The organism is Mesorhizobium sp. P2_E10 (assembly GCF_056404235.1).
Genome location: NZ_JBFUEK010000002.1, coordinates 146,755 through 161,757, shown reverse-complemented (window position 1 = coordinate 161,757; position 15,003 = coordinate 146,755). Strand labels below are relative to the sequence as shown.

The 15,003-nt window shown below is 64.7% G+C and carries 14 protein-coding genes and 1 pseudogene; 3 read left to right on the top strand and 12 right to left on the bottom strand.

What is annotated here, in order from left to right:
- Positions 1-134 precede the first annotated feature (134 nt).
- From AC1D0N_RS05400 to AC1D0N_RS05385, 4 genes are all read right to left on the bottom strand, one after another.
- Positions 135-1,025 (bottom strand): outer membrane protein, encoded by an 891-nt coding sequence (locus tag AC1D0N_RS05400; protein WP_477242193.1) that lies wholly within the window; start codon positions 1,023-1,025, stop codon positions 135-137.
- Between the two features lie 29 nt (positions 1,026-1,054).
- Positions 1,055-2,014: an AraC family transcriptional regulator gene (locus AC1D0N_RS05395; RefSeq protein WP_477242191.1), complete on the bottom strand. Its 960-nt coding sequence runs from the start codon at positions 2,012-2,014 to the stop codon at positions 1,055-1,057.
- A 254-nt stretch (positions 2,015-2,268) separates the two neighbouring features.
- Positions 2,269-3,033, bottom strand: coding sequence for a slipin family protein (locus AC1D0N_RS05390; protein ID WP_477242189.1), 765 nt, complete (start codon positions 3,031-3,033; stop codon positions 2,269-2,271).
- A gap of 71 nt (positions 3,034-3,104) precedes the next feature.
- On the bottom strand, positions 3,105-4,481 hold the full coding sequence (locus AC1D0N_RS05385) for an NfeD family protein (RefSeq protein ID WP_477242187.1): 1,377 nt from the start codon (positions 4,479-4,481) through the stop codon (positions 3,105-3,107).
- Positions 4,482-4,827: 346 nt separating this feature from the next.
- On the opposite strand from AC1D0N_RS05385, the gene AC1D0N_RS05380 reads away from it, so the two are divergent.
- Complete coding sequence (locus AC1D0N_RS05380; RefSeq protein ID WP_477242185.1) at positions 4,828-5,319, top strand: hypothetical protein; 492 nt, start codon at positions 4,828-4,830, stop codon at positions 5,317-5,319.
- 29 nt (positions 5,320-5,348) lie between these two features.
- On the opposite strand, the pseudogene AC1D0N_RS05375 reads toward AC1D0N_RS05380, so the two are convergent.
- Together AC1D0N_RS05375 and AC1D0N_RS05370 are read right to left on the bottom strand one after the other, a co-directional pair.
- Positions 5,349-5,804, bottom strand: a pseudogene (locus AC1D0N_RS05375) (GNAT family N-acetyltransferase); the annotation flags it as partial.
- Positions 5,801-7,570, bottom strand: a complete 1,770-nt coding sequence (locus AC1D0N_RS05370; protein ID WP_477242183.1) for a BTAD domain-containing putative transcriptional regulator — start codon at positions 7,568-7,570, stop codon at positions 5,801-5,803. The pseudogene AC1D0N_RS05375 and the gene AC1D0N_RS05370, both read right to left, overlap by 4 nt.
- A gap of 166 nt (positions 7,571-7,736) precedes the next feature.
- Here AC1D0N_RS05370 and AC1D0N_RS05365 point away from each other — a divergent pair, with 166 nt between their 5' ends.
- Both AC1D0N_RS05365 and AC1D0N_RS05360 read left to right on the top strand, forming a co-directional pair.
- Positions 7,737-8,018 (top strand): DUF4242 domain-containing protein, encoded by a 282-nt coding sequence (locus tag AC1D0N_RS05365; RefSeq protein ID WP_477242181.1) that lies wholly within the window; start codon positions 7,737-7,739, stop codon positions 8,016-8,018.
- 105 nt (positions 8,019-8,123) lie between these two features.
- Entirely contained in the window at positions 8,124-8,300 is a 177-nt protein-coding gene (locus AC1D0N_RS05360; RefSeq protein WP_477242179.1) for a DUF1127 domain-containing protein, read from the top strand.
- A gap of 10 nt (positions 8,301-8,310) precedes the next feature.
- Here AC1D0N_RS05360 and AC1D0N_RS05355 read toward each other — a convergent pair whose 3' ends face one another.
- The 6 genes from AC1D0N_RS05355 to AC1D0N_RS05330 form a co-directional block, all read right to left on the bottom strand.
- A complete protein-coding gene (locus AC1D0N_RS05355; RefSeq protein ID WP_477242177.1) occupies positions 8,311-9,201 on the bottom strand; it encodes a ribokinase in 891 nt (296 codons plus the stop codon).
- Positions 9,198-10,073 (bottom strand): MurR/RpiR family transcriptional regulator, encoded by an 876-nt coding sequence (locus AC1D0N_RS05350; protein WP_477242175.1) that lies wholly within the window; start codon positions 10,071-10,073, stop codon positions 9,198-9,200. Before AC1D0N_RS05350 ends, AC1D0N_RS05355 begins: the two co-directional genes overlap by 4 nt.
- Positions 10,070-11,047 (bottom strand): ABC transporter permease, encoded by a 978-nt coding sequence (locus AC1D0N_RS05345; RefSeq protein ID WP_477242173.1) that lies wholly within the window; start codon positions 11,045-11,047, stop codon positions 10,070-10,072. Before AC1D0N_RS05345 ends, AC1D0N_RS05350 begins: the two co-directional genes overlap by 4 nt.
- Positions 11,048-12,571 (bottom strand): sugar ABC transporter ATP-binding protein, encoded by a 1,524-nt coding sequence (locus AC1D0N_RS05340; protein WP_477242171.1) that lies wholly within the window; start codon positions 12,569-12,571, stop codon positions 11,048-11,050. It lies immediately after the preceding gene.
- 61 nt (positions 12,572-12,632) lie between these two features.
- Positions 12,633-13,691, bottom strand: a complete 1,059-nt coding sequence (locus AC1D0N_RS05335; protein ID WP_477235693.1) for a sugar ABC transporter substrate-binding protein — start codon at positions 13,689-13,691, stop codon at positions 12,633-12,635.
- A 45-nt stretch (positions 13,692-13,736) separates the two neighbouring features.
- Positions 13,737-14,738 carry a TIM barrel protein gene (locus AC1D0N_RS05330; protein ID WP_477242169.1) on the bottom strand — a complete coding sequence of 334 codons (1,002 nt, stop codon included), beginning with the start codon at positions 14,736-14,738 and terminating at the stop codon, positions 13,737-13,739.
- Between the last annotated feature and the right edge of the window lie 265 nt (positions 14,739-15,003).

Below are 15,003 nucleotides of genomic sequence, written 5' to 3'. Positions count from 1 at the left end.
CCGCCTCCCTCTGCCGCAGTAGGTCGAGCCCCGCCGTGCCGACCCCCTCTGGCCTGCTGGCCATCCCCCCTCAAGGGGGAGATTACGCGCTCGCCCGCCCCCGTCCCGTGCCTGCGTGCCCCAATGCCAGCAGATCAGAACTTGTAGCTGAGGCCGAACCGGACATCCTGCGTCTTGAGATCGACATGCGTTTCAGTGAGAAGACCTGCTGCTATCGAGAGATCCTTGCTGCCGAAGTCTGAGTAGCGATATTCGACCCGCGCGATCCATCTGTCGGTGAAGGCGTGCTCGATGCCGGCGCCAACGGTCCAGCCGACATGGGTCTCATCGTGGAATGGTATTTCAATGACGCCGGGGCCGCCGGCACCGATCGCAGTCACTTCATACTTTGCCGCGGCCACACCGGCAGCGATGTAGGGCAAAGTCCGATCAAATGCGTAGCCCGCTCGCAGCCGCGCCGCACCCGACCACTTGAGTTCGCTCCTAAGCAATGTGCTGAAACCACCGCCACCAGCATCGAGGGGTGTCAGTCCATCTGCATTGTTATACGTGAGGTCAGCCTCGGCGCCGATGACGAAGCGGTTTGCCATTTCGTAGTTGGCGCCGATATGAACACCGCCAATAAAGCCGTCTGGATCGAGGGGAAGGTTGAGGTCGGTGGCCCCGCCGATGCCGCCGCCGGCGATAAAGAAATCGGATCTTCCGGCTACGTAGCCTATGTGAACGCCGGCATAAAGGCCGCTCCAGTCGTAGGCGGCGACAGGCGAACCCTCATTGATGTCGGCCGCGGATGCAACGCCGGCAGGCGCGAGAATGATAGCTGTAGCGAGAAGAATCGTTTTCATTGTTTGTAGCTGCCCCACAAATGTTGCGTCGCCGCGGCGATCGAGGTGTTGTCGACAACCCGGTGTTGCATTGTCCGCCGGCCGCGTCTTGGGCTGAGCCGCACCCGAATTGTCGTGGAGCGCGCCGCAGCACTTTCCCGGCCGGTGTGGCCATTCAGCCGCAGTCGATTGTCGCGCCATGCATTTGGCAGGACTCGTGGCCGGTGAGACTACCTGGCGCCACTCGGCGTCGAGCCGAAGCGGCGGCGGAAGCAGCGATTGAAATAAGAGACATCGGAGAAGCCGCTGAGCAGTGCGATCTCGCTGATCCGCATCCGATCATTGCGCCTGTCGGAGAGCATTCGATGGGCTCTCTGCAAGCGCAATTCGAGAATGCGCTCAGCGAAACTCACCCCGGTTTCCTGCAGGAGATCATGGACATAGCGCACGGAGAGCCGCAGTTGCTGGGCAACGCTCTGGGCGGAAATGGCAGGATCGGCGAAATTGTCCCGCATCTTTTGCAGGATGGCCTGCAGCCTTGCCGCGCGCAGGCCGCGCAACCCCGCCAGATCGGCGGTCTCGCCCTTGGCGCCGGACGCCAGGCCAATGAGATCGACGATCGTTTCGGTGGCATGGGTGACAAGATCGGGCGAGACCAAATCGGGGCCGGTTTCCAGAAAGCGGCAATAGCGCTTGAGCATATCGAGGGCCTCGTTGTCGGCTCCGATGGTCAGTGCCAGCCGGTCGTCGACATGAGCGAAGGCCTTCTCCAGCACAGCGCGGGGAACAATCACATTCGCCCAGATATTCTTGTCGCCGCCGATCATTTGCAGCGCTTCCGAAGCCGAGACCAGAGCGCCCTGCCCTTTGCCCACGTGATAGTCGCGACCGACCTGGGTGCCACTGAGTATCGTATCGCCATTGTTGACCAGCAGGAGATAGCCGTCGCGGCCGTCAGCGGCGATGTTGCTCGCCTTGCGGCTGGCATGCCGGATCGTTCCGGCCATCTGCCCGAGCACCAGCTGCCCGACCACCCTGGCTTCGATATCTGCCGCAAACGGCAAATGGTCCGAAGTGGAGTATTCAACGGACCATATCTCAGCGACGTGGATGTCCTGCCAGAGCGCGAACCGCGCCTGATCGTCGAGATGGGCCGGCAGATCGCTGGATGAGAAGACGTTCTTTTTCAAGGGCAACCGAGCCTTTCTGCACGCGCGTCTTCACTTGGAAGTTCTTGTATTGGAGCAGTCCACCTCTTGTCCAGAGCAGCGAATATCCGTGCCCTCTGGTACAATTTCACTGCCGTTTTAGACAATAATTCAACATAACTTCGTCGGCTTGGCCGGCAGGATTTCCAAAATACTCGGAAATACGGATGGGAATCAGCGCGGCGGGCCGCGCCCGAGACGGGCAGGCGCCGCCGCCGGCTTTCGCCAATCTCCACTCACTTCTGCTCGCCGGGCTGCTTGATGAAATGACTGATAATATCCATCGGCACCGGAAACACGACCGTCGACGAGCGCTCGCCGGCGATGTCGTGCAGAGCCTCGAAATAACGCAGCTGCATGGCCTGCGGCTCCTGAGACAGCATCTTGCCGGCCTCGACGAGTTTTGCCGCCGCCTGCTGTTCGCCATCGGCGTTGATCACCTTGGCGCGGCGCAGGCGTTCGGCCTCGGCCTGCTTGGCGATGGCGCGGATCATGCTCTCGTTGAGATCGACATGCTTTATCTCGACATTGGAGACCTTGATGCCCCAGGCATCGGTCCGCTGATCGAGTATCTCCTGGATATCGCTGTTGAGCTTGTCCCGTTCGGCCAGCATTTCATCGAGTTCGTGCTTGCCGAGCACCGAGCGCAGTGTGGTCTGCGCCAGCTGGTTGGTCGCGGCCATGAAGTCCTCGACCTGAATGATCGCCCGCTCGGCGTCGACGATGCGGAAATAGAGCACGGCGTTCACCTTGACCGAGACATTGTCACGCGAGATCACGTCCTGCGGCGGCACATCCTGAACCACCACCCGCAGGTCGACCTTCACCATCTGCTGGACGAAAGGGACCAGGATGATGAGGCCGGGACCCTTGACCCCGGTGAAGCGGCCGAGCGTGAAGACCACGCCGCGCTGGTATTCCCTCAGGATGCGAATGGCCGCGGACAGGAACATGACCACGACAAGCGCCAGAACGAGATAGGCCACATAACCGATGCTCATTGCCTTGCTCCATCATCAGAGCATGTCGCCCAAAAATGTGCAGCGGTTGGGGACATGCTCAAAACAAAGACTCACCTCCGGCGCCGTACCGTCAGCACGAGGTTCTTGACCTCGGCCACCTCGACGCTGTCGCCCGGTGCGAGCGGTTCGTCGGCCTTCGCCCGCCAGCGCTCGCCCTGGGCCAGCACATGGCCCTCGCCCTGCGACCAGTCGAGGATCTCGGCCGGCAGTCCGTGCATGGCCTGCGCGCCGACGCGTGGAAGGCTCCTGCGCGCCGCCCACAGATAGCTGCCGGTCAACAACGCCAGGCCAAGCGTCAATGCCGCGGCGGCGCCGATGACGGCCCACGACATCTCGAAGCCGGGACCCTCGATCTTGAGCAGCATGGCTGCCCCCAGCAGAAAGGCGCTCACACCTCCCAGCCCAAGCACCAAGGTGGGGTTGAAGGCCTCGACGATGAGGAAGGCGATGCCAAGCAGCATCAACGCAAGGCCGGTATAGTTGATCGGCAGGAGATTGAGCGCATAGAGCCCGAGCACGAGGCAGATCGTGCCGATCACGCCGGGCGCGACCGCGCCCGGGCTGGTGAACTCGAAGACGATGCCGTAGACGCCGACCAGCATCAGGACGATGGCGATGTTCGGATCGGTGATGACGGCGAGAAGCCGGATGAACCAGCCCGGATCGAGCGTTTCGACCGGCAGCCCTTTCGTCGCCAGTACCTGCTTCTTGCCTGACACCTCGACCGTCCGCCCGTCGGCCAGCAGCAGCAGTTCGGTGGTGTCGCGGGCGACGAAGTCGATGACATGTTCCTGCAGCGCCGCATTGGCCGAGAGGCTCGCCGCTTCGCGTACTGCCTTTTCACCCCAGTCGGCATTGCGCCCGCGCAGTTCGGCCAGCGAGCGGATCAAGGCAACCGCGTCATTCGTCACCTTGGCCATCATCGCGTCGCCCGCCGGCGGTGGCCCGGTGGCGTTCTTCTGGTCCTTGCCGGTGTCCTTGTCGCCGCCGGGACCGGGAAGCGAGGGCAGCGGCCCGCCGAGCTCGACCGGCGTTGCCGCCCCCAGATTGGTGCCGGGCGCCATCGCCGCCACATGGGTCGCATAGAGGATATAGGTGCCGGCGCTGGCCGCATGGCCGCCTGCCGGCGCGACATAGCCGATCACCGGAACCGGCGAGGCAAGGATGTCGGCGATCATCTCGCGCATCGAGGTGACCAGTCCTCCGGGCGTGTCGATCTGCAGGATGACGACCTCGGCGTTTCGCCCCGTGGCGATCGCCAGCGCTTCCTTGAGCTGCCTGGCACTCGCCGGACCGATGGCGCCGTCTATCTCGACGCTCAACGCAACCCTCTCCCGGCCGCTCGCCTCTCCGGTTGCGGAAGAGGGACAAACGACCACAGCGGCCACGAAAGCCGCGGCAAGAAGGGCCACATGCGCGCGTTTCACGCTCAAAGCTCCTTATACAAGATATGGGTGCGATTTCGCCGAAATCCATCATGCTGGGAGTGGCGCCGGCGATTGGCGAGCGGCTGAGCGCTTGATCTCCCTAGGGGGCGGAGATCTCGCCAAAAGCGAGAGAGGCCTCACGTGGAGCGCCAACCTTCTGCTGCCGCAGCAGGTCGCGCCCGTTCGGACCGACCCCCCTCTGGCCGCTTCGCGGCCATCTCCCCCCTCGACGGCCTCAAGGGGGGAGATTGCGCGCGCAGCCGTTTTCGCCAATTATCGGCTTAGCGCCACGGCATTCGTTGTTCCGGGCCGCGGATGCCCGCGGTGGCTTCGGGGGGAGACAATCATGAGAGGCAGATCGGCAAAAGTCATCGTGGCCGTAGCGGCCGCACTGCAAGCGGCGCAGCCGGCATTTGCGGCGCCGTGCGGCTGGACGGCGAAGATGGAGGAAGACGAGGGCGGCAGTGTGCTGACGGCCTCGGTGTGCGGCGGGCCGAAAGCCGATGCGCATCTGATGCTGGCCTGTTTCGACAAGCCGATACTGAGCTACGATCTGGGCGCCGCCGGCCAGCAGCTGGAGCCCGGCATCAGTGGCTCGTTCGTGTTCGAGGCCGGCGACAAGGCCGTGACCAAGAAGCTCGATCTCGAGGCGATGTACAATTACTTCACCGTGCAGCTGGAAAGCACCGACCCGCTGCTCGCCTTGTTGCGCGCCAAGGGCGAACTCACGGTCACCTCGGACAAATATGGCGAGAACAGCTTTCCGCTCGCGGGCTCATCCGCCGCCATAGGCAAGGTGCTGGCCGAGTGCGGCAAAGCCTCCGACGAGGCAGACTGAGGCCAGCCGGCTCGTAAAGGATCGACCGACAACGCCATTTTGTAACCGAGATGGCTGGCGGTGAAACCGAGGCGCCCGTAGAAAGCGTGCGCCTGCACGCGCCCCTTGTCGGTGGTCAGCTGAACGAAGCTGCAGCCGCGCGCGCGGCACTGTTCAATCGCCCATTCGATCATCAGCTTGCCGACGCCACGCGACCGTAATTGTCGCGCGACGCGAACCGCTTCGATCTGGCCTCGCCAGGCGCCCTTCCTGGAAATGCCTGCTAGAAAGGTGAGCTGCAATGTGCCGACCACTTGCCCGGCTTCGACCGCCACGATCAGCAGCTGGTTGGCATCGGCATCGATGGCGCTGAAGGCATGAAGATAAGAAGGCGCGAGCGGCACGGACGGGTCTTCCCGACCGGCGCCGAGCGCATCATCGGCAAGCATGGCAACGATCGCCGGCAGGTCTGACGCTTGCGCGCGACGGAACTCGATTTCGCTCATCGAGGGATGACATACGGCGCGGGTTTGGAGGTGGCAAGAGTGGGTTCAAGCCCGCCCCTACCCCGCCCACCAATAAACGCCGCCGCGCGCGCCACATGAGTGTCCCTGTGTGTGCGGGCGGCCAGCGCCAGCCATTCGCGGCCGAAGGCGTCGGCGACTTCCGGGCGGCCCTGCTTGAGGCTGATCTCAGCCTGGCTGGCCAGGATCTCCACCTGCAGCGCGGCATAGACATCGGTGTCGCGCGCGCAGCGTCGGCCGGCCTCGCCAAGCCACTCCATCGCTTGCGGCAGCGCGTCCTCGGCGGCATAGGTCAGCGCCAGCGCGCGCGCCACCGCCCCTTCCCAACACGGGTCGTTCATCTGGCAGCTCAGCGCGAAGGCCTCTTCCAGCCTGGGCCTGAGTTCCCGCGCGGGCGCCTGCTGGCGGGTGCGAGACTCGCTCAGCACCGCGACCGGCCATGGCCGGAACGAAATCCAGCGCTGCTCGTCGACCAGCGTCAGGCAATCGCCCAGCCAGCTGTCGGCTTCCTCCAGCCGGTCGGCGGCAAGCAGGCCCCAGCCGCCCAGGCCCAGCGACCAGATTTCACGGCGGCGATTGCCGGCCGAGCGGGCATGCTCCAGCGAGACGGCATAGTGGCCCATGCCGTCTTCCACCCGGCCCCAGTCGACCAGGTTGAAGCCGATGACGCCATGGATGCCGGCCAACGCGTCGCTGTCCTCGGCGAGGCCCTCCGCTTGCGCCAGATAGGCGGCGGCCGTCGGCCGGCGCCCGGCCAGCGCCTCGACATAGCCGAGTTCCCGAAAGGCCGCCGACGCGATGTCGGCGCTGCCGGCCTTGCGTGCCAGCTCGGTGCTCTGGCTGAGCAGGATCGAGCCCTCATCGTCATAGCCCCTGACCGAATGCACCAGCGCGGTGCCGAGCTCGAACGTGGCTGTGGCGCTGAGATGCGGGTCCTTGATTTTCTCGGCGTCGCGGACGGCGCGGCGCAAGCAGTCGATGCCGGCGTCGGCCGCACCGGCGGCAAGCGCCGCGAGCCCGGACTGTATCAGCGACTTGACGAAGGCTTCCGGTGAAATGCCACCCGGCTTGGAGGCGATGGTGCGCCGCGCAGCACTGCGCAACGCGGCCGAAGGCTTTTCGCCAAGCTCGGCCAGGAACACCGCCTCCGTTGCTTCAACCTGCTCGAGCGCCGCGGGGTAGCGCCCGGCCAGCGCCAGGCTTTTGACCAGAAGAATATGCAGGCCCTCATCATAGGGGCTGCGCCGCACACCAAGCCCGGCCAGCCTGACGGCGCGCTCATAATCCTCGACCGCCATCGCCCGGATGGTTTCCTGCCTGATCCGGGCCTCGACAATGCCGGCAATGCGCTGGCGCTCGACCAGCAGCCAGGTCGAGAATTCCGGGCTGCAGCGCGGCTCCAGCGCACCGAGCAGCGGGCCTGCAAGCTCGACGTCGAAATCGTCGCGGTCGAGCCGCAGCACATCGACCTCGATATCCCCGGCGAAATTGCATTCGACCGGATCGCCGTTCAGGCATTCCGAAGCGTTGAGCGCCTTGCGCAATGAGGCCAGACACCAGCGCAGCGAGCCCAGCGGATCGACGGTTTCTGGAAACAGTTCCGAGGCCAGGCTGCGGCGGTCGAGCGGGGCGCGCGCCAGCACCACGCGGGCAAGCAGCGCCCAGGCCTGATGGCCGCGCACCGGCTGGCTTTGTCCATCGGCATCGAACATCGCAGGTTCGCCGAGAAGCCTGATTTTTCTGCCCATCGAGTTCCCACCATTCGACAGCAACTGCCCTGCCCGTCGCCCGTGTGACCAAGCGTGTGACAGCCCCGTGCCGTTTTTTCACAAGCCGGCACGCGGGGTCCAACGGCGGCCGGTTCCAAGGCAGCGTCAACGCAATAAACGTCACCGTAACAATGGAGATCGGCACATGCCAACATTCATCATCGAGCGCGAGATCCCGGGCGCAGACAAGCTCAGCCCGGCCGAGCTCAGGGATATTTCGGCGAAGTCCAACGAAGTCGTGGCCGGACTGGGCGAGCCCTACACCTGGGTGACGAGCTATGTCGCCGGCGACAAGATCTACTGCGTCCACGAAGCCGACAGCGCCGACACCGTCGAGCGGCATGCCCGCGAGGGCGGCTTCCCCGCCAACAAGATCACCAAGATCGCTGCGTTCATCGGGCCGGAGACGGCGCACGCCAGGGGCTGAGCCATCGAAGGCTGATTCAGGATCCGGCTCTATCGCTTTGATTGAGCACGATCTTTCTGCGGCAGGCCGGCCCAACCGGCTTGCTGCATTCCCAATGGAGAAACCATGACCATCACGCTCAGAACCATGCTGGCCGCCGTCGGACGCGGCTGGCGCGCACGGCAAAGTCGCCGTCACCTGGAGGCGATGCCCGACTTCATGCTCAAGGATATCGGCATCAGCCGTTCCGACATCGACCGCGTCACCACACATGGCCAGACGCGCGGCAGGTCCCGAGGCTAGGCGGTGTCGCTCAAAGCGTCCCACGCTCCCCTTCCGGCGTCGCCACCAGCAAGGCGGCGGCGGCGTTGGCGGCGGCGATGGCTGCTTCCATCTGATGGCCACGGGCAAGGCCTGCCGCGAAGGCGCCGACGAATTCGTCGCCGGCGCCATGGGTGCTGACGACTTTGACCGGGATGGCGGCCAGCGCGAAGGCCGTGCCCGCCCGGTCGCAATAGGCGACCCCCTCGCCGCCGGCAGTGACGATCGCCGAGGGGTAGGCATCGACAAGCCGCCGCGCGGCTTCGGTGGCGCCTTCGAGCGTGTCGACGACCGGAACGCCGGCCAAAAATTCCGCCTCGATGGCGTTGACGATGACGATGTCGGTCAGCGCGATCAATTCGGCCGACAGTGTTCGCGCCGGTGCTGCGTTGAGCACGACGCGGCCTCCAGAGGCCTTCACGGCGCGCGCGGCAGCGACGTTGGCGGCTTCCGGCACCTCGTTCTGCAGCAACAGCACAGCCGTCTGCGCAACCACCTCGCCCGCAGCCGCGATGTCATCATCGCCCAGAGCGAGATTGCTGCCGGAGACGATCACCGCGCCATAGTCGCCATCGCTGTCGAAGATCGCCACGCTCATGCCGGAACCGGCGCCTGCTGCCACCCGCACGAAGCGGCGGTCGACGCTGCTGCGATCGAGATTGGCGAGCAGCGCCGAGCCGAAATCGTCGTCGCCGACGGCGCCGATCATCGCCGCGCGCACGCCGGCCCGCGCCGCTGACACCGCCTGGTTGCCGCCCTTGCCGCCGCATTTCGGCTGCCAGGCATGGCCGGTTACCGTCTCGCCCTTGCGCGGGCGGTCGGGCGCGTCGACCATGATGTCGTAATGCAGGCTGCCGAACACGGTGACCAGCGGAACCGTCATGTGCCCCGGTCTTTTCGTTTCGAGGTGACCGCAGACATGGTGCGGCCGAGATTTCGCTCCGCCGCCTGATAGTCGCGCTGTGCCACCGCCACGAACAGCGCGTCGAGGATGTTGAGCTGGGCGATGCGCGCCGCCGCGTTCTCGCCCATCAGCGGCGAGCCCTGCGCGGTCGAGCACAGCACGATGTCGGCAATCTGGGCCAGTGGCGAGTTGTCGTAATTGGTGATGGCCAGCGTGCGGGCGCCGCTCTTGCGGGCGAGATGGATGGCGTCGACGACGGCTGAGGTGTTGCCGGAATGCGAGAAACCGACGGCGATGTCGTCGGCGCCGAGCAGCGAGGCCGACATCAGCATCATGTGCGAATCGTCATAGACCGAGGCGCGGATGCCGATGCGCAGGAATTTGTGCGAGACGTCGCGCGCGATCTGTGCCGAGCCGCCGACGCCGTAGAAATCGCGGTTCTTCGCCCGATAGAGCAGATCGGCGGCACGGTCGAAATCGTCCATATCGAGGATGGCGAGCGTTTCCTCCAGCGCCTGGATGGAGGTGCGAAACACCTTTTGCACGATCTCGGCCGAACTGTCGTCGACCGACAATTCCTGATGCATTTCGGCGGTCGGCAGGCGGCTGTATTCATAGACAGCGGTGCGAAAGTCGCGATAGCCGGAGAAGCCGAGTTTTTTGGCGATCTTGACCACCATTGCCTCCGACACGCCGGCCTCCTCGGCGATCTGCTTGAGCGGAATGGTCTCGTCGAACCCGCGCCGGCCAAAAACGGTTTCCACCACCTTGGCCTCGAGCGGCGTGAGATGCGGCATCATCATGCGGATGCGCGGCCCCACCGCTTTCAGATCTAGATTGCTCAACGTCATCCACGTCCCCTCGTCACGCGATCGATAAGCATCGCGGCGAGGATTATAAGGCCAGTTGCAAGCAGCTGATAGAAGGACTGGACATTCATCAGCGTCAGCCCGTTGCGCATGGTGCCGAGGATGACGGCGCCCAGAATGGTGCCGATGACGCTGCCCTTGCCGCCCATCAGCGAGGCGCCGCCTATGGCCGCCGCGGCGATGGCGTCGAGCTCCCACAGATTGCCGAGAATGGGTTCGGCCGCACCCAGCCGGCCCATCAGGATCTGCGCGGCAAGTGCTGCCAGCACGCCCGAGATCATGTAGGCGGCGATCTTGGTGCGGGCGATCGGCACGCCGGCGATATAGGCGGCCTCCTCATTGCCGCCGACGGCGAGCAGATATTCGCCGAACGGCGTCTTCTTGAGGATGATCCAGGCAACCAGCGCGACGAAGGCGACAATGATAACCGACAGCGGCAGCCCGAACAGCGAGCCGTTGAAGATGGCGCGAAAATCGGCGGGCAGTCCCAGCACCGGATTGCCGCCGGTGTAGATCAGCGCCAGCGCGCGGTAGGTGCTGAGCGTGCCCAATGTGACGATGAAGGGCTGCAGCCCGACATAGGCAACGAGCACGCCATTGAGCAGGCCGCAGGCAAGGCCGATGGCGAAGCCGGCGGCGATGGCCAGCGGAAACGGCACGCCGGCAACCAGCATCGAGGCCGAGATGACCGCCGATAGCGCTGCCGTCGGCCCAACGGAGAGGTCGATTCCGCCGGAGATGATGACCAGCGTCATGCCCAGCGCCAGGCAGGCATTGATGCTCGACTGCTGCAAGATGTTGATCAGATTGCGCTCGGCGAAGAAGCCGGGCACCAGCGCGCCGAAGACGGCAAGGATGACGACCAGGCCGATCAGCGTGCCGGCGTCGCGCATCGAGAAGCGGTGCAGGAAATTCGCCATAGGCCGCGCTGCTGTGTTTTCCGAAATGTCCGTCATCTATTGCCTTGCCTGCTGCCCGGTCTTGCCGGCCTGCATTGTCGTTTGCGGGATGGCGTGCGCCGCGATCGCCTGTTCGCTGAGGTTTTCGCGGCCAAGTTCGGCGGCGACCGTGCCGTCGCGCATGACCAGCACGCGGTCGGCGAGCCGGATCACCTCGGGCAGCTCGGAGGAGACGACGATGACGCAATGGCCCTCGGCGGCGAGCTCCTCGATCAGGTGATAGATCTCGGCCTTGGCGCCGACATCGATGCCACGCGTAGGCTCGTCGAACAAAAGGATGCGCATGCCCGCCGCCAGCCAGCGGCCGATAATCGCCTTTTGCTGGTTGCCGCCGCTGAACAGGCGGATCGGCCGGTCGAGCAGGAACGGGCGCAGGTTGACGCGCTTCATCTTCTCGCTCGCGACCTGCTTCAGCCTGGTGTGATCGATGACGCCGCGCGGCGCGAACACGCCCATCGATGCCAGCGCCATGTTGCTGGAAATCGAGCGCAGCGGCACGATGCCTTCGCGCTTGCGCTCCTCCGGCACCAGGCCGATGCCGGCGGCAATGGCGTCGCGTGGACTAGAAAGTCTTATCGCCTTGCCGTCGATTTCGACGGTGCCGGTCGAGGCGCGATCCGCGCCGGCGAGCAGCCGCAGCAGTTCGGTGCGACCGGAGCCGACCAGGCCGGCAATGCCCAACACCTCGCCGCGATGCAGGTCGAAGGAGACGTCGCGGACTTTTGTTGCCGAGGCAATGCCGCGCACGCGCATCCGGACATCATTGGATTTGTGCGAGCGGTGCTGTTCCTGCGCCAGTTCGCGGCCGACCATCATGGCGACAACGGCTTTTTCCGACACTTTTGCCAGATCGACAGAATCAACGACGACGCCGTCGCGCATGATTGTGGCGCGCTGGCAGATGCCGAACACCTCGTCCAGCTTGTGCGAGACATAGACAACCGCAACACCGTCGTGGGCGAGCCCGGCAATGACTTCGGCGAGGCGGTCGAATTCGCTCGGCGTCAGGCTGGAAGTCGGCTCGTCCATGGCGACGATTTTCGCGCGGTCGAGGAGAGCGCGGGCGATCTCGACGATCTGCCGCTGCGCCACTTTCAGGCTGCCGAGCGGGGCCGCCGGATCGATGGATGGGTCTATTGCCGCGAGGGCCTCAGCGGCGCGCCGCTCCTGCTCGCGCCGGTCGACGAAGACACCGCCACGCGTCAGCGGATGGCCGAGAAACATGTTCTGGGCGACGCTGAGCCGCGGCACCTGCTGCAATTCCTGGTGGATCATGGCGACGCCGGCGGCGCGCGCCGCGACCGGGTTGTTCAGCGTCACTGGTTGGCCGTCGATCAGCACGCTTCCCCCAGTCGGCCGGTAGACCCCCGACAGGATGCGCAGCAGCGTCGACTTGCCGGCGCCGTTCTCGCCGAGCAGGCCATGGATTTCACCGGCGCCGACCGAGAAGGACACATCGTCGAGCGCCCGCACGGCCGGAAACAGCTTGGAAATGCCCGCGAATTGCAGCCGGGGTGACATTGGTTGGTTCTCCGGGCAAGGGTACCGACCGGTAGCAGCCGGCACCCGCCCTGTCTTTGTGCTACTGGCCTGCCGCAGCGTCCTCGAGCAGCGCCTTGCGCACGGCGTCGCCGGCGCCGGAATAGCGGTCGGCATTGTCCTTGGTGATCAGCGCCTGTGGAGTGGCGACGACGCGCGGCAGCTTCTGCCCGGCCACCAGTCGCAGCGCCGATTCCAGAGCCACCTCGCCGGTCAACACCGGGAAGCTATCGACCGTGCCGGTCAGCTCGCCGGCGCGGATCGAGGCGTAGGCGTCGGAGATGCCGTCGGTGCCGAAGACGGCGACCTTGTCCTGCAGGCCAGCGGCCTTGACCGCCTCGACAATGCCCAGCGCCATGCCGTCATTGTTGGCATAGAAACCGATCAGGTCGGGGTGCTGCTGCAGGATGTTGGTGGCGGCGTCATAAGAAGTCTGGCGGTCCCAGTTGCCGGGAACGCTGGCGACGACCTCGAACTTGCCGGCCTCGGTGATCGTGGTCTTGAAACCGTCGGTCCGCTGCACGGCGGCATAGACGCCGGCCTGGCCTTCGACAATGGCGACCTTGCCGCCATCCGGCCGGTTCTTGATGAACCATTTGGCGACGCGCACGCCATTGTCGCGCTGGACGTTACCGACATAGTGCTCGGCTTGCGGGATGACCGCGTCATTGACGTTGACGACCGGCACGTTGGCGGCCTTGGCCTGTTCGATGATCGGCTGCAGATTGGAGTCCGTCTGCGGCGAGACGAGCAGCACGTTGTAGCCCTGCGTGACCAGGCCTTCGGCAATGGTGAGCTGGCCAAGCTGGTCGCCCTCGCTCTGCGCCGCCTGGTAGACGACCGGCACGCCAACGCGGTCGCCGAAGGACTTGTAGCCCTCACCCAGCGAGCGCCAGTATTCGTTGGTCAGCGTCTTGGAGACGGCGCCAGCCTTGGTGCCGTCGGGCAATTTTGGGAAGGCCCCGAACTTGGCTTCCAGTTGCGACCAGTCGATGCGGTCCTTCTCGGTATCGGAATTCAGCGGCGCGAGGTCGGCCGAGAATGCCGAACCGATGGACAGGGCCATCAGGGCAGCGGCAGCAGTGGCAAGCAGAAGTTTCATGGTCATTCCTCCCTAGTGAAACGGCGTATGGCGACGCCGGGCGCTTCAGGTATCTCGTGGCGTGTCCGGTCCGAGCATGGCTTCCTGGACGATGGCCTGCGATGTGACGGCGTCCTGGCTGTCCATGGCAGCGGACAGCCGGTTGTCCTTCTCCAGCCGGTCGACGACGCGCAGCATGCGCTTGACGGTGGCGATGTTGACTTCGCATTCGCGCACCGGATCGAGCCCGGTCATGTCGGGGAAAGTGTCGAAGTAGATGGCGCCGGCATAGCCGTCGCGGCGGATCTGGCGCAGCAGTTCGATGGTCTGCAGCGTGTGCACGGCGCCGACCATCAGGCCGTCGTCGCGCTTGGCGTAGCCGTCGTTGAGATGGACGCCGAGCAGCTTGCTGTGGCGGGCGACGAGGGCGGCGGCAAAAGCCGGCTGTTCGTCGGCATAGAGCACATGCGCGAAATCGAGCGTGACACCGAGATTGGGCAGGCCGACATCGCGGATCGCCAGCAAGGTCGTCGCCGCATCCGGCATCAAACTGTAGGAGCGCGGCTCGTTTGGCTTGTATTCCAGACTGATCTGGCAATCGGGATCATGCTCGGTTACTTCACGAATCCCATCGATTTCGTGTTGCCATAGCGTCGCATAATCGGCCTGGAAGGTGTAGTCGAAGCCATCCTGGCCGAGCCACAGCGTCATCAGACTGGCGCCGGCCGCGCGAACGGCATCGATGCCAGCCTTGGTCAGGTCGATGGCTTCGCGACGCACCGCCGGGTCCGGATTGGTGAAGGCGCCGAGCTTGAAGGCCGGGTTGGAGTAGTAGCGCATGGCAAAGCCATTGATGGAAAGCCCGAGATTGCCGAGTTTTCGCGCGATTTCGGCAGGTTTTTCTGCGACATGGTCGGGAAAGTTGAGATCGAGGTCGGTGAGCGCATCGACCTTGGCAGCGCGGGTGGCCATCTGCATCAGCGACGGCTTGCCGGTGAGATCAGGCCACTCGGCCTGCGGCCGCGAGGCGAAGGAATTCAGGCGGGTGGCGAAACGATTTGACGTCATGGTTGGCCCTTCGGTGAGCATTACTTCACATATATACGTGTATTTGTAAAGTTTCTATTTGCGAGGAGACACAGAATGGCTGGCGCCGGCCATCGTCGGCTAGGGCAAGACCATAGCCATCCCGCCCAAGTTCATCCAAGCGAATGTGGAGAAGCCGGCGCGCCGGCCGCGATCGATGCCTGGCAAAACCATCCCCTGCCCTTGCGTCCTGCCCGCCGATTGACCAATCTCTGTGACACTGTCATGAGCCGCGGTTGGGGGATCG